A 19,300-nucleotide genomic window follows, 5' to 3' on the forward strand; every position below is an offset into this window, starting at 1 on the left:
ACCCAGCCGTGCTACCATGCGCGCCCTTCTTCGGAGGCCCTATGGTCGAACACGATTTCCGCTACAGCCTGCTGACCCCGCAACACACCCTGATCGAGTGCCGGGCGTTGTCGCCGGGCCGTTACCAAGTCACCGGTAATGGCGGCGCCGTTCGCGCCGACGACGTGCTGCTGGTCACGCTCAAGGGCAGCCAGACCCTCAGCATGCGCCTGACCGTTGAAAAGGTTCGTCACCTGATCAACCCAGTCGGCCAATGGACGGCCGTAGCGCGTGGCCCGGCGTTCAATGCCTTGGCGATCCATCGCTGGGACGTGAACTGCGATCGCTGTGGCAAGGCGATGAATTTCGAATTCGCCGTGGACGCCAGCCTTGGCGAGGCGGCGTTGCAACCGGCCGCGGCCGCGCGCATCGCCGAGTTGGGTTGGCGCAGCGAGGGCGACAAGCACTTCTGCCCTGACTGCTAGGCTCTGTACGAAAAGCGGCGAGCGACGGTCAGGCAAGGCTACAATCGGCCGGGCCGCGTAGGCGAGGACGTGACGTTTACTGGTTGGGAATGAGCATTCCGAGCCGGTTTTTCAACGCAGCATGGCCGGGCGCAGCTGCTTTTCGTACAGAACCTAACCCCCGCGCAGCTGCGCCAGGCGCTGCTTGAGGCCCGCGGCGGTCTGCTCGCCGAGCAAGGTCGCGCGGACCTGGCGTTGCGGGTCGAGCACAAAGGTCACGGGCAGGCCCTCGGCCGCGGGCAGGTTCAGCGCCTCGGCGGGGTTCTGCACGAGCACCCGGTAGGTGATGCCCATCTGCTCGGCCGCCTGTGCCAGCTCGTCTGCGCGCATGGGGTCGAAGTTGACCCCCAGCACCTGTACCCCCTCGGCGGCCGCCTGCGCGGCGAACGCGTTGAGTTCGGGGATCTCCCGGCGGCATGGCCCGCACCACACCGCCCAATAGTTGATCACCAGCCACTGGCCTTTCAGGCTTTCGCCGCTCACCGCCTGGCCATGCTGGTCTGGGCCCAGGTCTTGCCCACAACCGGCCAGGCAAAGCGTCGCCAGCAGCGCGAGCAGATACCCCTTGCAGCAGCGAACCATCGTCGTCCTCGTCTTCGCGGGTCAGGCAGGTAGAATAGCCGCCACTCGATAGCACAGGCGACCCCTCGATGAGCGACCTTACCCTGTATCACAACCCGCGCTGCTCCAAGTCCCGCGCGGCGCTCGAACTGCTTGCCAGCCGCGGCCTGGCCCCGACCGTGGTGCGCTACCTTGAAAGCCCGCCCAGCGCCGACACCCTGCGCGACCTCCTACAGCGCCTGGGCGTGGGTGCCCGCGAGTTGCTGCGCACCGGTGAAGACGAATATGCGGCATTGAACCTGGCCGACCCGGCACTCTCAGAGCAGGCCCTGATCGAGGCCATGGCGGCACATCCGAAGTTGATCGAACGGCCAATCCTGGTTCGCGGCGACAAGGCCGTGATTGGCCGGCCCACGGAAAAACTGCTGGAGTTGCTGCCATGAGCGCCCCCTACGTTCTGGTGTTGTATTACAGCCGCCACGGCGCTACTCGCGAAATGGCCTTGCAGATGGCCCGGGGCATTGAACGCGCCGGGCTCGAAGCACGCATTCGCACTGTGCCGGCAGTGTCCAGCGAATGCGAGGCAGTGGCGCCGAGCGTGCCCGAGCACGGCGCTGCCTATGCCACCCTGGATGACCTGACCCACTGCGCGGCCCTGGCCTTGGGTAGCCCCACCCGCTTCGGCAACATGGCCGCGCCCCTGAAGTACTTCCTCGATGGCACCAGCAGCCTCTGGCTCAGCGGCGCCCTGGTGGGCAAGCCAGCGGCGGTGTTCACCTCTACCGCCAGCCTGCATGGCGGCCAGGAGACCACCCTGCTGTCGATGATGCTGCCACTGCTGCACCACGGCATGCTGATCACCGGCCTGCCCTATAGCGAACCTGCGTTGCTGGAAACCCGTGGCGGCGGCACGCCCTACGGCGCCAGCCACCACGCGGGCAGCGACGGCAAGCGCCCGCTCGACGAGCATGAGACCGAACTGTGCCGCGCCCTCGGCTTGCGTTTGGCGCAAGCTGCCCGGCGCTTGGCGCTAGCGCTGGACGGCGAGGCCTGAATGCGGGATTACCAATGGTTGTATGAGCATTGCCTGAACCGCTTCGGCTCGGTGCAGGCCCTGGAAGCGCGGCTGCCACGGCCGCGCCCGGACAGCGAACTGCAGGCGCTGGGCGACGACCGATACCTGTCCACGCTGGCCCTGCGCATCTTCCGCGCGGGCCTCAAGCACAGCCTGGTCGATGCCAAGTGGCCGGCGTTCGAAGAGGTGTTCTTCGGCTTCGATCCGGAAAAGGTCGTGTTGATGAGCGGCGAGCATCTGGAGCGGCTGATGCAGGACAGCCGGATCATCCGCCACCTGGGCAAGCTGCGCAGCGTGCCGATCAATGCGCAGATGATCCTGGACGTCACCCATGAGCACGGCAGCTTCGGGGCGTTCATCAGCCAATGGCCCGTTGAAAACATCACCGGCTTGTGGCGCTACCTGACCCGCCACGGCAACCAGCTCGGCGGGCTATCAGCGCCACGCTTCCTGCGGATGGTGGGCAAGGACACCTTCATCCCCAGTGCCGACGTGGTCGCCGCGCTCAACGCCCAGGGCATCGTCGACCGGGTGCCCACCAGCCAACGGGACCAGGCGGCGGCCCAAGCGGCGTTCAACACCTGGCAGCAACAAAGCGGCCGGCCGTTGTGCCAGCTATCGGTGATGCTGGCGCATACCGTGAATCACTGAGCTTCAGAGGTTCATCACATCGACGAAGCGCGGCGTTGCGCTGTCGTCGATGCGCAGGTCGGCGAAGTTGAACAGATCGCGGTCAGCCAGCTGCGACGGCACCACGTTCTGCAGGCCGCGGAAGATGCTCTCGGTGCGCCCGGGGTGCTTGCGCTCCCAGTCCTGCAGCATGTCCTTGACCACCTGGCGCTGCAGGTTTTCCTGCGAGCCGCAGAGGTTGCAAGGGATGATCGGGAACTGCTTGAGATCCGAGTAAGCCTGGATGTCCTTCTCGGCGCAGTAGGCCAGCGGGCGGATCACCACGTTGCGGCCATCGTCGGCGAGCAGCTTGGGTGGCATGGCCTTGAGCGACCCGTTGAAGAACATGTTGAGGAAGAAGGTTTCGACGATGTCGTCACGGTGATGGCCCAGGGCCATTTTAGTGGCGCCTATTTCATCGGCGAAGGTGTAGAGCGTGCCGCGACGCAGGCGTGAACACAGCGAGCACGTGGTCTTGCCTTCCGGGATCAGCGCCTTGACCACCGAATAGGTGTCTTTCTCCAGAATGTGGTACTCCACCCCCAGCTCCTTGAGGTAGGCGGGCAACACATGCTCGGGGAACCCCGGCTGCTTCTGGTCCATGTTGACCGCCACCAGCTCGAACCGGATGGGCGCCACCTTCTGCAGGTGCAGCAGCACGTCCAGCATGGTGTAGCTGTCCTTGCCACCGGACAGGCACACCATCACCTTGTCGCCGTCCTCGATCATATTGAAGTCAGCCACGGCTTCCCCTGCCAGGCGGCGGAGGCGTTTCTGCAGTTTGTTCTGGTTGACCGAAAGGGTGCCCATGATTGAGGAAGTCCTGATACGTGCCGACAGCGGAATGCGAAGGCGCGCATTCTACCTGCAAAAGGCCACGGGGCGTAGGCCGGCCGGCGACCTTGGCGGGGGGTGTGGAGCGTGGCGGTGACGAGCGGCTCGGCAAGGGGATCGGTGCCGAGGCATAATTGGCCCTCGCGGAGCCAAGCCTATGTCAGACCCTCTCCTTAGCCGAGTCGAAGCCTGCTTCGAACAGGCGGAGCATTTTTTCAAACGCCCCTTCAAGCGCCCTGCCGTAAGCCTCAAGCTGCGCGGGCAGAAAGCCGGCGTGGCGCATTTGCACGAGAACAAGCTGCGCTTCAATGCCGAGCTGTACCGGAAGAACACCGAAGACTTCCTGCGCCAGACCGTCGCCCATGAGGTGGCGCACCTGATCGCCCACCAGCTCTATGGCGACCGCATCCAGCCTCATGGCGAGGAGTGGCAGTTGATCATGCGTGGGGTATACGAACTGCCCCCGCACCGCTGCCATAACTACGAAGTGAGCCGACGCCAGGTGAAGCGCTACATCTACCGCTGCCCCTGCGCCGACGGGGTGTTTCCGTTCAGCGCCCAGCGCCATAGCCTGGTGCGCCAAGGCCGCCGCTACCTGTGCCGACGCTGTCGGCAAACGCTGGTGTTCAGCGGGGAAATGCAGGTGGTGTAGCAAGCCTGTGGCAGCACGGCTTGCCGGCGACAGGGCTCTGCCGCGATACCGATCATGCCGCCCGGCCGACCCTTAGCGGGCAAGCCCGGCTGCTACGGAGACACATCCCCTCACCTGTAGCAGCACGGCTTGCCGGAGACCGGCCGTGACGCCATCGCCGTTACAGGCGGGTGCCTTCGGCCACTTGCAGGTCGTCTTCAGGGCGGATCAGCTCCAGCGGGGTGCCGCCGGACGCCAGTTCGCGCTGCAGGGTGGTTTCGTCAAGCTGCCCTACCCACTTGGCGACCACGACCGTAGCCACGGCGTTGCCCACCAGGTTGGTGAGTGCGCGGGCCTCGGACATGAAGCGGTCGATGCCGAGGATCAGCGCCAGGCCCGCCACCGGCAGATGGCCGACCGCCGACAGCGTTGCCGCCAGCACGATGAAGCCGCTGCCGGTGACCCCGGCCGCGCCCTTGGACGACAGCAACAGCACGGCCAGCAGGGTGACCTGATGGACGATGTCCATGTGGGTGTCGGTCGCCTGGGCGATGAACACCGCCGCCATGGTCAGGTAGATGGAGGTGCCGTCCAGGTTGAACGAGTAGCCAGTAGGAATCACCAGGCCGACCACCGACTTCTGCGCCCCCAGGCGCTCCATCTTGGCGAGCATGCGCGGCAGTGCCGATTCCGACGACGAGGTACCCAGCACGATCAGCAGTTCTTCGCGGATATAACGCACCAGCTTCAATACGCTGAACCCGTGGGCGCGGGCAATGGCGCCTAGCACCAGCACCACGAACAGCACGCAGGTGATGTAGAAGCACAGCATCAACTGGCCCAGTTGCACCAGCGAGCCCACGCCGTAGTTGCCGATGGTGAAGGCCATGGCGCCGAGCGCACCCAGGGGGGCGAGCTTCATGATCATGTTGATGATGTTGAACATGGCATGGGCGAAGCGGTCGATCAGGTCCAGCAGGGGCTTGCCGTAGGCGCCAAGGCGATGCAGGGCGAAACCGAAGATCACCGAGAACATCAGCACCTGGAGGATATCGCCGTTGGCGAAGGCGCCGATGATGGTGTTCGGAATCACGTTGAGCAGGAAGCCGACGACGCTCTGGTCCGCACCCTGGGTCACGTAGGTGGCGACCTTCGAGGCATCCAGCGTGGCGGGATCGATGTGCATGCCGGCGCCCGGCTGCACCACGTTCACCACGATCAGGCCGATGATCAGCGAGAGGGTGGATACCACTTCGAAGTACAACAAGGCGTAGCCGCCGGTCTTGCCCACGGCCTTCATGCTCTGCATGCCAGCGATACCGCTGACCACGGTGCAGAAGATGATGGGCGCGATGACCATCTTGATCAGTTTGATGAAGCCATCACCCAGTGGCTTGAGCATCTGCCCGGTCTGCGGGTAGAAGTGGCCAAGCAGAACGCCAATGATGATCGCGACGATCACCTGGAAATACAGGGACTTGTATAGCGGCTGACGAGTCGTCATAGCAGTTTCCTCAAGCGTGCCGGCCAGCGCTCTTCCGAAAGCGCCACGGCACATGAAGCGAGAACCCTCCTGGCTGGAGAGATTTGTTCTTGGCTGGCTGCCCGTGCGGATATCACGGTCAGGGCTGAGCTTCCAATCGCAAAGGCCATGCCAAGCTGCTAGTACACGCCCTGATGCCAGCGGGTGTGGCCCGCGCGGGCCCGGGCTAAACCAGCGCTCGCCTGCACTTGGCGGTTTTTCGCCAAGCATGGACCTGGGCAACGGCACGCCTGGCGGATATCCGCCATCAGTCCCGAGGAAAGCTCATCCGAAAGCGCGCGCCGCCCAGGGGTGAGTCCTCGATGCTCAAGCTGCCGTGGTAGCTGCGGATGATGTCGTGGGCCACCGCCAGGCCGATGCCCTGCCCCGGATGCTGTCGGTCCAGCCGCTCGCCACGCTGCAGGATCAGGCTGCGCTGTTCGACCGGAATGCCCGGCCCGTCGTCTTCGAGCAGCAGCTCCAGGCGCTGGCCGATCACGCTCAAGCTTACGCTGATGTCCTCCAGACACAGCCGCCAGGCGTTTTCCAGCAGGTTGCCGAGCAACTCCAGCAACGCGCCTTCGTCGATAGGCAACTGCCCAGGTGGCGCCAGCGCCACATGCAATCGCACAGGTTTATCAGGGTAGACCTTGCGCAGGGTTGCGGCCAGGCTGTCCAGCACCGGCCGCACCACCACCTGGCGGCGAACCAGGCCGCTGTTGCGCACGTTGGCGCGCTGCAACTGATAGCCGATCTGCTGGTTCATCCGCGCCACTTGCCCACGCAGGATCGCCGCCTGCTTGCCCTCATCGCTGTGCGGGCTGCCGCTGGCCAGTGTTTCGCCGATGCCCTGAAGCACACTGAGCGGGGTTTTCAGGCTATGGGCAAGGTCACTCAGTGAATCGCGGTAGCGCTGCCGCTGCTCGCCCTCGCTGGCCAGCAGCCGGTTGAGCGAGCGGGTCAGGCGCAACAGCTCGCTGGGGTGGCGTTCGCTCAAGCCCTGGCGCTGCCCGGCTTCGATCTCGTCCAGCTCGTGGCTCAGCCGGCGCAGCGAGCGCAGGCTCCAGGTCATGCCGCCCCAGAACAGCAGCAACAGCGTCAGCAAGGCCGCGCCGAAGCCTAGGTACAGGCGGTCGCGCAGGGTTGCGAGGGTGCGCTGGTAAGGCTCGGTCGACTGCATGGCGACGAAACTGAGCGCGGTGCTTTGGCCGCCCAGTTGACGCACCGGCAGGTCATAGACCCAGAAGGCTTGGCCGTCCGTACGGTTGAAGCGCGTGAAGGGGTCCCCCTGGCTGTCATCGCGGGGGCGATAATCCGGCAAGGGCGCGCCCTGGCTGCGCCATAACAGGTGGCCCTGGCCGTCGAAGATGTACCCCAACAGGCGCTCGGCCTGCGCCGGCAGGCGCTCGTCGGGCACCGGCGCAGGCATGTGCAGCTGGCCCTGCTCCAGCCGCGCCGCGGAAACCAGTGCGCTGACCTCGGTGGCCAGCCGCTCCTGGACCGACTCACGCAGGGCGAGGCTGAAGGCCCCTTGCAGCGCCGGCAGCAACCCCAGCATGAACAGCACCGCCAGCAACGCCCCTGCCAGCATCAAGCGCACCCGCAGGGAGCGGATCATCGGCAGCGCTCGGTAAACAGATAGCCCAGCCCGCGCACGGTATCGATCGGTCGAAAGCCATCGGCGGCCTCCAGCTTTCGCCTGATCCGGCCGACCAGCACTTCGATCACGTTAGGGTCATGCTCGCCGTCGTCCGGGTATAGCTGCTCCATCAGCCGCTGCTTGGCGACCACTTGCTGGTGGTGGCGCATCAGGTATTCGAGGATGCGGTATTCGAAGGCGGTGAGCCCCAACGGCTGGCCTTGCAGGGTCGCCTGCTTGCGGTTCAGGTCGAGCATCAGCGGCCCGGCGGCGACAGTGGGCTGGATGAAACCGCTGGCGCGGCGCAGCAATGCGCTAAGGCGAGCCTCGACCTCCTCGAACTGGAACGGCTTGACCATGTAGTCGTCGGCGCCGGCGGCCAGGCCCTCGACCTTGTCCTGCCAGCTGCCACGTGCCGTCAGTATCAGAATCGGGAACCCCAGCCCCTGGGCGCGCCACTGGCGAATCAGCTCCAGCCCGGATAACCCCGGCAGGCCGAGGTCGACGATGGCCAGGTCAAACGCGTTATGCCCGGCCTGGCGCACAGCTTCCTGGGCATCAGCCACCGCCTCGACGATATGCCCGCTCTCGCTCAGGCGCGTGTGCAGGTGGTGGCGCAGCAGGGCCTCGTCTTCTACCAGCAACAACTTCATCGCACGCTCGTATTTGCTCAGGTCAACCCGCCACGGCGCCCGCAAGCCCCGCCCCAAGTGCCAAGGGTAACCTGTGCCCCGTGCGCGTCGCCATCTACCGCAGCGGGCCGGCGCAGCGCTGAAGGTCAGCCAAGCGCTCTGGCCAGGCGCCGCAGCCCTTCATCGATCTGCTCCAGGCTGGGCGCGGCGAACGACAGGCGCAGGCTGGCTGGGTCCGCCCCGCTCGCATAGAAGGCACGGCCCGGCACGAACATCACGTTATGTTCGATAGCGTGCTCGAACAGCCGCTGAGCGTCACTGCCGTCGGCCAACCGCCCCCACACAAACATCCCGCCAGTGGGCGCCTGCACCTGGAGGCGGCCGCCCAGAGCGGCGATACCGTCGAGCATGCGCTGGCATTTCTCGCCGTAGCCCTGGCGCAGCCTGGGCAAATGCCGCTCAAGGGCACCGCCGGCCAGGTAACAGGAGGCAATCTGCTGGCTGATGGGTGAAGTGCACAGGTCTACAGTTTGCTTGGCAATGACGCAGCGCTGGCGAATGGCCGCGGGAGCTACCATCCAACCGATCCGCAGGCCGGGAGCGACCACCTTGGACAGGCTGGAGAGGTGGACCACCCGCCCTTCGGCGCCGTCTACCTGGCCGGCCAACGCCAACAGCGACGGCAGCGGGTCGCCGTTGAAGCGCAGGGCCCCGTAAGGGTCGTCTTCCACCAGCAGGAGCTGATGCCGCGCGGCCAGGGCGAGCAAGGCGAGCCGCCGGGCCAGCGACAGGCACGCGCCGGTAGGGTTGGCGAAGTCCGGCACGCAGTACAGCAGGCGAAAATGCCCCGGCGGCGCGGCGTCCAATTGCCGGGCCAGGGCATGAATGTCCAGGCCCTCGGCGTCACTGGGCACGCAATCCAGCTTGCAGCCGGCCAGGCGCAGGGCCTGCAGGGCTGCCGGATAGGTGGGCCGCTCGACCAACACCGCATCACCGGGGCTGAGCAACACGCGAATCAACAGGTCTAACCCTTGCTGGGAGCCGGTCATGACCACGATCTCCTCGGCGGCTACCGACGCGCCACGGCGGGCCATCAGCGCGGCCAGTTGCTCACGCAGCGCGGGGGTGCCTTCGGTAGCGCCATACTGCAGGCTGGCAAGCGGCTCGCTCATGGCCTCGGCGCTCGCAGCGGCCAGCCCCTCGGCGTCGAACAGGGCGGGCGCCGGATAACCACCAGCGAACGAAATCATCCCCGGCCGCGACAAATACTTGAACAGCTCGCGAATCGCCGAACCGCCTGGCGCCTCGAACGCTGGATTGAAACGATAGCCCTGCGGTGTTCCGAGCATGGTCCCCGCCCCTGTGTGCAAAGGGCGCAGTATCCGAGCGGGGCAAGGCGGGGGCAAACGAGCTATCGGCAGGATGTTATGCCGTGGCGGCATGACCACAGCAGCGGACGAGCGCAGACCCTTTGACAAATCAAGCAGCATCGCGATACTGGCGATGTTATACGACAACTGATAACGACAAGAACGGAGAACCCATGACTGCATCGAGCAACGCCACCGCCTCGCCTCGCCGGATCCTTCTCACCGGTGCCGCTGGCGGCCTGGGCAAGGTTCTGCGGCAAACCCTCAAACCCTATGCTTCGCTGCTGCGCCTGTCGGACATCGTCGAGCCCCAAGCGCCGGGCGAGAACGAAGAGGTCGTGGTCTGCGACCTCGCCGACAAGGCCGCGGTCGACCAGATGGTCAAGGGCATGGACGCGATCCTGCACTTTGGCGGTGTGTCCGTGGAACGCCCTTTCGAAGAAATTCTCGGGCCTAACATCAGCGGCACCTATCACATTTACGAAGCCGCGCGCCGGCACAAGGTCGGCCGGGTGATCTTCGCCAGCAGCAATCATGTGATCGGCTTCTACAAGCAGACCGAGACCATCGACGCCCTGGCGCCGCGCCGCCCGGACGGCTACTACGGCCTGTCGAAGTCCTATGGTGAAGACCTGGCGACCTTCTATTTCGACCGCTACGGCATCGAGACCTTGAGCATCCGCATCGGCTCATCCTTCCCAGAACCGCAAAACCGCCGCATGCTCAGCACCTGGTTAAGCTACGACGACCTTACCCAACTGATCGTCAAAGGCCTGGATGCACCTGAACTTGGCCATACCGTGGTGTTTGGCATGTCCGATAACCCGCACGTGTGGTGGGACAACCGCCTGGCCGCGCACCTGGGGTATGAGCCGCAGGACAGTTCCGAACGCTTCCGCGCCAAGGTTGAAGAACAACCGCAGCCAGCGGCGGATGACCCAGCAGCGCTCTACCACGGCGGCGCCTTCGTGGCCCAGGGGCCATTCGAAGAAGTGTGATCGCCCAGTCGCAAACGCTTGCACCTGTGAGCGTTTGCCCTGAAGCTTGCCGCTTTTGCGCCCCTCCCATGACCCGTATCCGCGAGCGTAACCGCGAGCTCATCCTCCGCGCGGCCAGCCAGGAATTCGCCGACAAAGGCTTCGCCGCTGCCAAGGCCAGCGACATCGCCGCGCGCGCTGGCGTGCCCAAGCCCAACGTGTACTACTACTTCAAGTCCAAGGAAGTGCTGTACCGCGAGGTGCTGCAGAGCATCGTGCAGCCGCTGCTGCAGGCCTCCGCCCCGTTCAATGTCGAAGGCGACCCCCGGCAGGTATTGACCGACTACATTCGGGCAAAGGTACGGATTTCCCGAGACCTGCCGGACGCCTCCAAGGTCTTCGCCAGCGAGATCATGCACGGGGCGCCGCACCTGCCGGCGGAGCAGATCGAGGCGCTCAACGGCCAAGCCCGGCATAACATTGCCTGCCTGCAACAATGGATCGACCGCGGGCTGATCGCCGCCATCGATCCTCATCACCTGATGTTCAGCATCTGGGCGGCCACCCAGACCTACGCCGATTTCGACTGGCAGATTTCCGTGGTCACCGGCAAGGCCAAGCTCGACGCCAAGGATTACGAAGCCGCCGCGCAGACCATCGTCACCCTGGTGCTCGGCGGTTGCGGGCTGATACCCGGCCACGTGTAAGGGCGGGTATGGCAGCGGGCGCCAGCGCATAAACGCCAGGGCCGCAGCGGCCGGGCTTGCCCGCGATCAGCCCCGTGTAACGCCCGTTGCCGGCACGCCGCGCCGCTGCGTGCAGAACGTGCGAACAACCCTGGGATCTCCTGCGGCCGTCAAGGGCGGAACACCGCCCGCAGGCATTGATCAGACTTCTCCTTGAACAGCTTGTACCCCTGCGGCGCGTCTTCCAGGTCCATCGGGTGGGTGAGCAGCCAGGAGGGATCGAGCTGGCCTTGCTGGATGAGTTCGAACAAGCGATTGGCATAGCGCTGGCCAGGCTGTTGCCCGCCGCGGAGGGTCAGGCCCTTGTTCACCACCGCGCCCATGGGGAATTTATCCAGCAGGCCGCCGTACACGCCCACCACCGAGACCGTCCCGCCCTTGCGGCAAGCGCGGATGGCTTGGCGCAGTACCGTGCCGCGTTCGGTATGCAGCCGCAGCAGCTGCTTGGTCTTGTCGTAGAAGAAATCCGCCTCGGTACCGTGCGCTTCCATGCCCACGCAGTCGATGCAGCGGTCAGGCCCACGGCCACCCGTCAGTTCCAGCAGCGCCTGGTGGATGTTGGTGGTCTCGTAGTCCAGCGTAACGGCGCCTAGCTTGTTTTCGGCGAGCATCAAGCGGTCGGCCAAGCGATCGATAGCGATGACCCGCTCGGCGCCCAGCAGGTAGGCACTGGCAATGGCCATCTGGCCCACGGCGCCGCAACCCCACACCGCCACCGTGTCTCCTGGCTCGATGCCGGCGTTGTCCGCGGCGAAGTAACCCGTTGGCGCGGCATCGGAAACGAACACCGCCTGCTCGTCGCTCACCCCTTCCGGCACCTTGAACAGGTTCACGTCGGCGTAGGGCACGCGGATGTAAGTGGCGTGGCTGCCGGCATAACCACCAAAAGCGTGGCTGTAGCCGATGATCCCGCCGCAGGGTTGGCCGTAGGCCATCTCAGTGACGCAAGGGTTGGGGTTGGAGTTGTCGCAACAGGAAAAATCCTGCCGACGGCAGTGCTCGCATTCCCCACAGCCAATGATCGATACCGTGATCACCCGATCCCCTTTGCGCACGGACGATACCCGCGCGCCTACCTCCACCACCTCGCCGAGAAACTCGTGGCCAAGGATGTCTCCGGCATGCATGGTCGGCACATAGCCACCCAGCAGGTGCAGGTCCGAGCCACATACGGAAGAGAGCGTGACTTGGATGATGGCGTCTTGTGGGTTGAGCAGGGTGGGGTCCGGGACGGTATCGACCTGTACGTGGTTCGGGCCTTGCCAGGTGAGTGCGCGCATCAGTGAATGCCTCCTTCAAGCGGCTCGGTCGCGGACGACGGCGCGGCCTGGGCCCGGTGATCGGGGTGGATGAAGAGAAAATCGCGTTCACCGTTGCGTGGCCGGCTGGTGGCTATTTCGCCGGTTTCCATTTGTTGCTTGAGCGCGCGGAGCAGGTACAACAACGCCTTATGGGTAAAGCGGCTGATCAACGAAGCCACTGCATAGCCCGGCGCGCCCTTGGGCGGTTCGGTGGCCAGCACCAGCTTGATCTCCGTGCCCTGCCCTTGCGGCGCCTCGCTGAAGCGCGCATCGGCCTCGTGCTGCCAGGTGCCTTCGCCTGGGGTGTTCCAGCGCAATGCCCGGCCTGGGTCTGGCTCGCTCTGCATAAGGGTCCAACTGTAGATGCGCTCGCCGGGCCCGCGCACCGTCCAGCGGAACTCATCTTCGGCGGTCTGCTCGATGGAATCGATCCAGGGGATCAGGGGCCCGATATTGGCGGGGTCGCGGCACCAGGCGATCACCTCCGCCAACGGCTTGTTCACGGTGATGCTGCGGCTTACCACCTTGCTGCTGGCCCAGCCGGTTTCCTCCTCCCACTCCTGCTCCAGAGGCGTATGGGCCAGCGCAGCCTTGAGCTCGCATCGGCCCTGGTAGCCGCGCCACAGCGACCAGCCGCCGGCCAGCAACTGCAAGGCGCCGCCCACGCCCCCGGTGCGCAAGCCATTGACCAGTAAGGCGCCGCCACCAGCCATGGATAGCACCCGCTCTGGTTGGCTCAGGTTTTCGCCGGTGCCGCCGGCCTTGGTAGATGCGAGGGTGGGACGAGTCGCCATGGCGCTTCCTTCTCTCTGGGGCTTTTTCGAGAGATTGGCGTGGCGCCGTGGCGTTCCATCGGCTGGGGTTTTTCCGGACGAAAGCATCCGAGGCAGCATTCGGTCTGCTGGCACGGTCCAATGCAAAGCGCGAATGCTGTTTCAGGGCGGCGGTCTCGTCGCTAAGGTGGTCGAACATGCAAAGGGCCGCGAAATGAAGATTGTGTGTCTAGGCTGGGGCTCGCTGATCTGGAAGCCCGATGGCCTGCCGGTCGCCAGCCCGTGGTACGCCGATGGCCCCGAGTTGCCGGTGGAGTTCTGCCGGGTTGGCGACAACGGCGAGCTGGCCACCGCACTGTGTATCGACGCGGCGCCGGTACCGGTGCTATGGAGTTGGCTCACCGCACCCTCAGTGGAGGAGGCCTCCATGGCGCTCAAGCGCAGGGAAGCCATCCCCGCCGAACGCCACGATGGCGTCGGCAGCCTGCGGGTGGCCGAGCATACCAACGGCCTGGTGGGCCGATGGGCGCGGGCCAAAGGCATCGAGGCGGTGATCTGGACTGCCCTGCCGCCGCGGATCGACGGCATCGAAGGGCGCGTTCCCCGGCTCGGTGATGCCCTGGATTATCTCGCCTCGCTCACCGGCGATGTTCGTGAACACGCCCGTAGCTATGTCGAGGCCGTGCCGCCACAGATCGACACCGAATACCGCCGGCAGATCGCCGCCCGGCTAGGCTGGGCGGTAGCGCATTAGCGCTGCGCCTGCCACGCAGCCGAGGCATTACGGCACCGTGCCCGGCATATCCTCCCTAGTACGGAGCGGGCATACTTCCCCGCTACTTAACTCCCATAAACAAAAGGCGCCTGCTTTGACAACCATCCCCCCTGAAGGCGCTCCGGACGACAGCGTACAAATCGTGGGCGTGGGTGCGTCCGCCGGTGGGCTCAAGGCGCTGGAACACCTGCTGCGGGGGCTGCCCGCCGATTCGGGCTTGGCCTTCGTGATCATCCAGCATCTGTCTTCCACGCACTCCACCCTGCTGGTGGAAATCCTCGCGCGCTGCACGCCAATGCCTGTGGCCGAAGCCAAGGATGGCACCGTGGCCAGATCGAACCACGTCTATACCATTCCCTCGAGCCATGACCTGCTGCTCGAAGGCAGCACGCTGCGGCTGGTCGCGAAGGTCGTTGAAGGTGGCAGCCACCTGCCCATCGACAGTTTCTTTCGCTCATTGGCCCGGGAGCGCGGTGCGCGGGCCATCGGCGTGGTGCTGTCCGGCAGTGGCGCGGATGGCACCCTGGGATGCCAGGCGATCGCCGAGGCCGGTGGATATACCCTGGCGCAGCTGCCGGACGAAGCGGACTACGACAGCATGCCCAGCAGCGTGATCGCCGCCGGTAACAGCTGCGCGGTGGCGCGCCTGAAAGACATGCCCGAATTGCTGCTCAGCCAGCATCTGCATCCGTCCAAGGCTGTGGCAGGCAGCGTCGAAGACATTCTGCAAACACTGCGCGAAGCCACCGGCCACGACTTTACCCATTACAAGAAGAGCACCATCGAACGGCGCATCGAACGGCGCATGAGCCTGCACCGCTTCACCGAGCAGGCCGGCTATGTGCAATACCTCAAGGACACCCCCGCGGAATTGCCCCTGTTGTTCGATGAACTGCTGATCAACGTGACCAGTTTCTTCCGCGACGCTGAAGCCTTCGAGGCGCTGAAAAACCGTGTGCTCCGGCCCATGCTGGAAAACAAGCCACACGGCTACGTATTCCGCGCCTGGGTCGCCGGTTGCGCCACTGGCGAAGAAGCCTACTCCCTGGCCATGCTGCTGCAGGAATTACGCAGCGAACTGCTCGGCGACTTCGACATCCAGCTCTACGCCACCGACCTGGACGCCGATGCCATCCGCATCGCCCGGGCGGGCCTGTATCCGTTGAGCGCCGGCGACCAGGTGCCCCCCCGGCGACTGCGCGCCTGGTTCACCCGCGAAGAACAGGGCTACCGGGTGCGCAGCGAACTGCGCAAGCTGGTGGTGTTCGCCGTGCATAACGTGGTCAGCGACCCGCCCTTCACCCGGCTGGACCTGCTCTGCTGCCGCAACCTGCTGATCTATCTCGGCGCTCGCCTGCAGCAGCAGGTCATCCCGGCGTTTCACTACGCCCTCAAGCCCAAGGGCGTGCTGTTTTTGTCGCCCTCCGAGAGCATCGGCCAGCACGGGGCGCTGTTCACCCCCCTGGACCGCCGCTGGAAGCTCTACGAGGCGGTCAAGGCTTCCCGTCCGTCAGCCTCGACCGCCAACAGCCCGCGCGGCTGGATACCCGAACGGATGAACAAGGCCCTGGAAACCCCATCGAAAATGGTTCGGACCACGAGCATCGACGACCTCATCCGGCGGATGCTGCTGCAGGATTTCGTGCCGACTTCGGTCGCCACCGATCTGCGCGGCAACATCGTCTACGTACACGGCGACACCGGCGACTACCTGCGGCCAGCGCCTGGCCAGGCAACCCTGAACGTGATCGAAATGGCCCGCGAGGGCCTGCAGGCCGACCTGCGCGCGGCGATCCATACCGCTGCCAGCGGCGGCAGCCATAGCGTGGTACGGCGCCAGGTCAGGTTCGGCGCGCATACCGCGACCAAGGACCTGTGCCTGAGCGTGCGCCACCTGACTGCCGACAGCGAAGAGCCGACCCTGCTGATCAGCTTCGAACCCCTGGCCAGCGACAATGCCCGGCAACCGGCGGCGAACCAGCCCCTGACGCCACTGGATGACGGACAAATAACCGAGTTGGAGCGGGCCCTGGCCAATACCCGGGAGAACCTGCAGGCGACCATCGACGAGTTACAGATCTCCAACGAGGAGTTCTGCTCCACCAACGAAGAGTTGCAATCGGCGAACGAAGAGCTGCAGTCCACCAACGAAGAGCTGGAAACCTCCCGCGAAGAACTGCAATCGGTGAACGAAGAGTTGATCACCGTCAACGCCGAGCTACAGGCCAAGGTGGAGCAGTTGTTCGACATGCAGAACGACATGAAGAACCTGCTCGACAGCATCAATATCGGAGCTATATTTCTTGATACACAATTGTGTATCCGGCGTTTCACCCGCGACGCAATCAGCATTTACCGGCTTATATCCAAGGACATTGGGCGCTCTCTGGGAGACATCACTTCCCATCTCGTAGGTGCGGACCTGATGGTACCCGCCAAGGGTGTGCTCGATACCCTGATCCCCTACGAATGTGAAGTTTGCACGCACGACGACCATTGGTACTTGGCGCGCCTGATGCCCTATCGCACGCTGGACAACGTGATCGAGGGCGTGGTGCTGACCTTCCACGACATCACCAGCCGAGTGGCCACCGAGCGGTCCGTGCAGGCCGCCCGGGCATTGGCCGAAGCAGTGATCAACACAGTACGCGAACCCTTGCTGGTGCTGGATCACGAGTTGATGGTGATGTCGGCGAGCCAGTCGTATTGCGAGACCTTTCACACCCGCGCCAACCAGGTGGTAGGGCGCCCCTTGCTGGAACTGGGCGGTGGCGCATGGAACATCCAGGAGCTGAAAAACCGGCTCAGCACTATCGTTGAAAGCGACACTAGCTTTACCGGCTTTTGCATAGAACAACTATTTCCCGGCCTCGGGCTCTTGGAAGTCCAGCTGGACGCCAGACGCGTGATAGGCGATGGCACACGGCCCCACCTGATTTTGCTAGCGATGCAAATCAACCGTCGCTCACGACGAGGCCAAGATGAAGAGACTACTGCCCAACGTTGAGCTCAGCCTTCGAGAGCGCGCCGAGCAAGCCCTCGGCGACCACATCCCGCCGCCGTCGCGCAGCGTGGCCTGGCGCGAGCTGCAGGTGTACCAGGTTGAACTGGAAATGCAGAACGAGGAGCTGCGGCGCATGCAGAACACCCTCGAAGCCTCTCGCGACCTGTACCTGGACCTCTACGAACGTGCCCCGGTGGGCTACCTGAGCCTTACCGACAGCGGGGTCGTCCAAGCCGTCAACCTGCGTGCCGAACAACTGCTGCGGGTACCGCGCCAGCAACTGCTGGGGCGCCGTTTCGACCGCTGGGTTCAGCCCGATGACCGTGAAGGCTGGCGCGGGCTGTTCGTGCGCGCCTGCCGCGACACCGCCGCGCAGGAGGCAGACCTGCGTCTGCTGCGTGGGGATGGCGAACCGCTGCCGGCGCACCTGGACTGCGTTCGCCAATCCGATGGGCCGCGCCTGGTGCGCCTGACGGTCACTGACCTCAGTGCCCGGCGCAAGGCCGAGGAAACCCTGACCCTGGCGGCGAACGTGTTCACCCATGCCCATGAAGGGATCATGATCACCAACGCCAGCGGCGATATCGTCGACGTCAACGACGCCTTCCAGACCATCACCGGCTACAGCCGCGCCGAGGTGCTGGGCCGCAATCCACGCCTGCTGGCGTCCGGGCTGACCACCCGCGGGGTCTACGGCGGGCTGTGGCGAGCGCTGACCGAAGAAGGCTTCTGGAAAGGAGAATTGTGGAACCGACGACGAAGCGGCGAAATCTTCGTGGCGGGGCAAACCATCACCGCGATCCGTGACCCTCACGGCCGCGTGCAACATTACGTGGCGCTGTTCACCGACGTCACCGAACTGCGCGAGCACCAGAACCGGCTCGAAACCATCGCCCATTACGACGCCCTGACCCAGTTGCCCAACCGGGTGTTGCTCGGTGAGCGCATGCAGCAGGCCTTCGCTCGTGCCCGGCACAGCAAGCGCATGCTGGCCGTCGCGTACCTGGACCTGGACGGCTTCAAGGACGTCAACGATACCCACGGCCACGCCACCGGCGACCGGGTGCTCACCGCGGTGGCGCAGCGCATGAAGCACACCTTGCGCGAAGGCTGCACGCTGTCGCGGCTGGGTGGCGACGAGTTCGTGATCCTCATCACTGAACTGGAACAGAGCCACGACACCGCTCCCATGCTCGACCGCCTGCTCGGCGCCGCCTCCAAGCCGGTGCGGGTGGATGGCTTGCAGCTGAGCCTCACCGCGAGCATGGGTGTGACCTTCTACCCGCAAGGGCAAGACGTTAGCGCCGACCAACTGCTGCGCCAGGCAGACCAGGCCATGTACCAAGCCAAGGTCGGCGGCAAGAACCGCTATTGCTTCTTCGACCCCGAGCAGGAGCTGGGCCTGCGGGTGTACAACGCACGGGTGGAGCGCATCCTCCTGGCCCTGCACCGGCACGAGTTCGTGCTGTATTACCAGCCCAAGGTCAACATGCGCAGCGGCGAAATATTGGGCGTCGAGGCATTGATCCGTTGGCAACATCCCGAGGAAGGCCTGGTGCAGCCGGAATCCTTCCTGCCGATCATCGAGAACAGCCAGCTGTCACAGATGGTCGGTGAATGGGTCATCGGCCGTGCCTTGCGTCAGGCGCAAACCTGGGCGGCCTGCGGCTTCTGCCTGCCGATCAGCGTTAATGTCGGTGGCTGGCAGCTGCAGCAGCCAGACTTCGTCGCCCGCCTGCGCCGCCAGCTTGAAGCCTGCCCCGGCCTGCCCCGGGGCATGCTGATGATCGAGATCCTTGAAACCAGCGCCCTGAAAGACATGGACCGGGTGTCCGAAACCATCTGCGCGTGCAAGGAGCTGGGCGTGGGCTTTGCCCTGGATGACTTCGGCACGGGTTACTCCTCGCTGACCTACCTCAAGCGGTTGCCGGTGTGCCAGCTGAAAATCGACCAGACCTTCGTTCAAGGCCTGCTGGAAGATAACGACGACCTGTCCATCCTGTTGGCCATTACCAGCCTGGCCAAGGCGTTCAAGCGCGAGGTCATCGCCGAGGGCGTGGACACGGTTGGCCATGGGGTGCGGTTGCTGGAACTGGGCTGCGAACTGGCGCAGGGTTTTTGCATCGCCAAACCGATGCCCGCGGCGGCAGTGCCGGAGTGGGCGATGAACTGGCGGCCCTCCCTTCGCTGGCAGCAGGTGGTACCGCTATCGGCGCCCAGCCAAGCTGCTTTCTGAGGCTGCTCGGAGTGCATAAGCTCAGCGCATTTGGTGCTTTCGGGGCCATGGC

The 19,300-nt window shown here is 64.8% G+C and carries 18 protein-coding genes; 10 read left to right on the top strand and 8 right to left on the bottom strand.

The genetic code is table 11. From position 1 onward, the window contains the following. Nucleotides 1-41: 41 nt before the first annotated feature. A complete protein-coding gene (locus OGL93_RS16805; protein WP_263263938.1) occupies nucleotides 42-464 on the top strand; it encodes a hypothetical protein in 423 nt (140 codons plus the stop codon). Between the two features lie 153 nt (nucleotides 465-617). Here OGL93_RS16805 and OGL93_RS16810 read toward each other — a convergent pair whose 3' ends face one another. After that, nucleotides 618-1,085 carry a TlpA disulfide reductase family protein gene (locus tag OGL93_RS16810; protein WP_263263939.1) on the bottom strand — a complete coding sequence of 156 codons (468 nt, stop codon included), beginning with the start codon at nucleotides 1,083-1,085 and terminating at the stop codon, nucleotides 618-620. A gap of 68 nt (nucleotides 1,086-1,153) precedes the next feature. Between OGL93_RS16810 and arsC the strand changes: the two genes are divergently transcribed. The 3 genes from arsC to OGL93_RS16825 are packed head-to-tail and all read left to right on the top strand — an operon-like array spanning nucleotide 1,154 to nucleotide 2,790. Continuing rightward, complete coding sequence (arsC, locus tag OGL93_RS16815; protein ID WP_263263940.1) at nucleotides 1,154-1,507, top strand: arsenate reductase (glutaredoxin); 354 nt, start codon at nucleotides 1,154-1,156, stop codon at nucleotides 1,505-1,507. Then, on the top strand, nucleotides 1,504-2,118 hold the full coding sequence (wrbA, locus tag OGL93_RS16820; RefSeq protein WP_263263941.1) for an NAD(P)H:quinone oxidoreductase: 615 nt from the start codon (nucleotides 1,504-1,506) through the stop codon (nucleotides 2,116-2,118). Before arsC ends, wrbA begins: the two co-directional genes overlap by 4 nt. Further along, a complete protein-coding gene (locus OGL93_RS16825) occupies nucleotides 2,119-2,790 on the top strand; it encodes a DNA-3-methyladenine glycosylase I (RefSeq protein WP_263263942.1) in 672 nt (223 codons plus the stop codon). A gap of 3 nt (nucleotides 2,791-2,793) precedes the next feature. Here the strand turns inward: OGL93_RS16825 and ttcA are convergent, their stop codons facing one another. Continuing rightward, nucleotides 2,794-3,618 carry a tRNA 2-thiocytidine(32) synthetase TtcA gene (gene ttcA, locus OGL93_RS16830; RefSeq protein WP_263263943.1) on the bottom strand — a complete coding sequence of 275 codons (825 nt, stop codon included), beginning with the start codon at nucleotides 3,616-3,618 and terminating at the stop codon, nucleotides 2,794-2,796. Between the two features lie 181 nt (nucleotides 3,619-3,799). Between ttcA and OGL93_RS16835 the strand changes: the two genes are divergently transcribed. Continuing rightward, complete coding sequence (locus tag OGL93_RS16835) at nucleotides 3,800-4,294, top strand: SprT family zinc-dependent metalloprotease (protein ID WP_263263944.1); 495 nt, start codon at nucleotides 3,800-3,802, stop codon at nucleotides 4,292-4,294. 160 nt (nucleotides 4,295-4,454) lie between these two features. Here the strand turns inward: OGL93_RS16835 and OGL93_RS16840 are convergent, their stop codons facing one another. From OGL93_RS16840 to OGL93_RS16855, 4 genes are all read right to left on the bottom strand, one after another. Next, entirely contained in the window at nucleotides 4,455-5,777 is a 1,323-nt protein-coding gene (locus tag OGL93_RS16840) for a dicarboxylate/amino acid:cation symporter (RefSeq protein ID WP_263263945.1), read from the bottom strand. Between the two features lie 286 nt (nucleotides 5,778-6,063). After that, the gene (locus tag OGL93_RS16845) at nucleotides 6,064-7,413 is read right to left on the bottom strand and encodes an ATP-binding protein (RefSeq protein ID WP_263263946.1); all 1,350 of its coding nucleotides are present in this window, start codon (nucleotides 7,411-7,413) and stop codon (nucleotides 6,064-6,066) included. Continuing rightward, nucleotides 7,410-8,087, bottom strand: coding sequence for a response regulator (locus OGL93_RS16850; protein WP_263263947.1), 678 nt, complete (start codon nucleotides 8,085-8,087; stop codon nucleotides 7,410-7,412). Before OGL93_RS16850 ends, OGL93_RS16845 begins: the two co-directional genes overlap by 4 nt. 125 nt (nucleotides 8,088-8,212) lie before the next feature. Further along, the gene (locus tag OGL93_RS16855; RefSeq protein WP_263263948.1) at nucleotides 8,213-9,415 is read right to left on the bottom strand and encodes a PLP-dependent aminotransferase family protein; all 1,203 of its coding nucleotides are present in this window, start codon (nucleotides 9,413-9,415) and stop codon (nucleotides 8,213-8,215) included. Nucleotides 9,416-9,609: 194 nt separating this feature from the next. On the opposite strand from OGL93_RS16855, the gene OGL93_RS16860 reads away from it, so the two are divergent. Then, a complete protein-coding gene (locus OGL93_RS16860) occupies nucleotides 9,610-10,434 on the top strand; it encodes an NAD(P)-dependent oxidoreductase (protein WP_263263949.1) in 825 nt (274 codons plus the stop codon). Between the two features lie 68 nt (nucleotides 10,435-10,502). Continuing rightward, nucleotides 10,503-11,120, top strand: coding sequence for a TetR/AcrR family transcriptional regulator (locus tag OGL93_RS16865; protein ID WP_263263950.1), 618 nt, complete (start codon nucleotides 10,503-10,505; stop codon nucleotides 11,118-11,120). A 149-nt stretch (nucleotides 11,121-11,269) separates the two neighbouring features. Here OGL93_RS16865 and OGL93_RS16870 read toward each other — a convergent pair whose 3' ends face one another. Both OGL93_RS16870 and OGL93_RS16875 read right to left on the bottom strand, forming a co-directional pair. Continuing rightward, nucleotides 11,270-12,439 (bottom strand): zinc-dependent alcohol dehydrogenase, encoded by a 1,170-nt coding sequence (locus OGL93_RS16870; RefSeq protein ID WP_263263951.1) that lies wholly within the window; start codon nucleotides 12,437-12,439, stop codon nucleotides 11,270-11,272. Next, the gene (locus OGL93_RS16875; RefSeq protein WP_263263952.1) at nucleotides 12,439-13,254 is read right to left on the bottom strand and encodes an SRPBCC family protein; all 816 of its coding nucleotides are present in this window, start codon (nucleotides 13,252-13,254) and stop codon (nucleotides 12,439-12,441) included. Before OGL93_RS16875 ends, OGL93_RS16870 begins: the two co-directional genes overlap by 1 nt. 193 nt (nucleotides 13,255-13,447) lie before the next feature. On the opposite strand from OGL93_RS16875, the gene OGL93_RS16880 reads away from it, so the two are divergent. The 3 genes from OGL93_RS16880 to OGL93_RS16890 all read left to right on the top strand — a co-directional run bounded on the left by OGL93_RS16880 (nucleotide 13,448) and on the right by OGL93_RS16890 (nucleotide 19,248). Next, the gene (locus OGL93_RS16880; RefSeq protein WP_263263953.1) at nucleotides 13,448-13,987 is read left to right on the top strand and encodes a hypothetical protein; all 540 of its coding nucleotides are present in this window, start codon (nucleotides 13,448-13,450) and stop codon (nucleotides 13,985-13,987) included. Between the two features lie 115 nt (nucleotides 13,988-14,102). Continuing rightward, entirely contained in the window at nucleotides 14,103-17,015 is a 2,913-nt protein-coding gene (locus tag OGL93_RS16885) for a chemotaxis protein CheB (protein ID WP_263263954.1), read from the top strand. Further along, complete coding sequence (locus OGL93_RS16890) at nucleotides 16,990-19,248, top strand: GGDEF and EAL domain-containing protein (protein WP_263263955.1); 2,259 nt, start codon at nucleotides 16,990-16,992, stop codon at nucleotides 19,246-19,248. The genes OGL93_RS16885 and OGL93_RS16890 overlap by 26 nt, the downstream gene beginning before the upstream one ends. The last annotated feature ends 52 nt before the right edge of the window (nucleotides 19,249-19,300 follow it).

The organism is Pseudomonas sp. RIT-PI-S, from assembly GCF_025642975.1.
Taxonomy (GTDB): domain Bacteria; phylum Pseudomonadota; class Gammaproteobacteria; order Pseudomonadales; family Pseudomonadaceae; genus Aquipseudomonas.

Excerpts from the sequence above, each read along its gene's own strand:
- wrbA (WP_263263941.1), top strand. The coding sequence starts at position 1,504 with ATGAGCGCCCCCTACGTTCTGGTGTTGTATTACAGCCGCCACGGCGCT.
- OGL93_RS16810 (WP_263263939.1), bottom strand. The coding sequence starts at position 1,085 with ATGGTTCGCTGCTGCAAGGGGTATCTGCTCGCGCTGCTGGCGACGCTT.
- OGL93_RS16825 (WP_263263942.1), top strand. The coding sequence starts at position 2,119 with ATGCGGGATTACCAATGGTTGTATGAGCATTGCCTGAACCGCTTCGGC.
- OGL93_RS16855 (WP_263263948.1), bottom strand. The coding sequence starts at position 9,415 with ATGCTCGGAACACCGCAGGGCTATCGTTTCAATCCAGCGTTCGAGGCG.
- OGL93_RS16870 (WP_263263951.1), bottom strand. The coding sequence starts at position 12,439 with ATGCGCGCACTCACCTGGCAAGGCCCGAACCACGTACAGGTCGATACC.
- OGL93_RS16850 (WP_263263947.1), bottom strand. The coding sequence starts at position 8,087 with ATGAAGTTGTTGCTGGTAGAAGACGAGGCCCTGCTGCGCCACCACCTG.
- OGL93_RS16860 (WP_263263949.1), top strand. The coding sequence starts at position 9,610 with ATGACTGCATCGAGCAACGCCACCGCCTCGCCTCGCCGGATCCTTCTC.
- OGL93_RS16805 (WP_263263938.1), top strand. The coding sequence starts at position 42 with ATGGTCGAACACGATTTCCGCTACAGCCTGCTGACCCCGCAACACACC.
- OGL93_RS16840 (WP_263263945.1), bottom strand. The coding sequence starts at position 5,777 with ATGACGACTCGTCAGCCGCTATACAAGTCCCTGTATTTCCAGGTGATC.
- OGL93_RS16875 (WP_263263952.1), bottom strand. The coding sequence starts at position 13,254 with ATGGCGACTCGTCCCACCCTCGCATCTACCAAGGCCGGCGGCACCGGC.
- OGL93_RS16880 (WP_263263953.1), top strand. The coding sequence starts at position 13,448 with ATGAAGATTGTGTGTCTAGGCTGGGGCTCGCTGATCTGGAAGCCCGAT.
- OGL93_RS16835 (WP_263263944.1), top strand. The coding sequence starts at position 3,800 with ATGTCAGACCCTCTCCTTAGCCGAGTCGAAGCCTGCTTCGAACAGGCG.
- ttcA (WP_263263943.1), bottom strand. The coding sequence starts at position 3,618 with ATGGGCACCCTTTCGGTCAACCAGAACAAACTGCAGAAACGCCTCCGC.
- OGL93_RS16890 (WP_263263955.1), top strand. The coding sequence starts at position 16,990 with ATGAAGAGACTACTGCCCAACGTTGAGCTCAGCCTTCGAGAGCGCGCC.
- arsC (WP_263263940.1), top strand. The coding sequence starts at position 1,154 with ATGAGCGACCTTACCCTGTATCACAACCCGCGCTGCTCCAAGTCCCGC.
- OGL93_RS16845 (WP_263263946.1), bottom strand. The coding sequence starts at position 7,413 with ATGATCCGCTCCCTGCGGGTGCGCTTGATGCTGGCAGGGGCGTTGCTG.
- OGL93_RS16865 (WP_263263950.1), top strand. The coding sequence starts at position 10,503 with ATGACCCGTATCCGCGAGCGTAACCGCGAGCTCATCCTCCGCGCGGCC.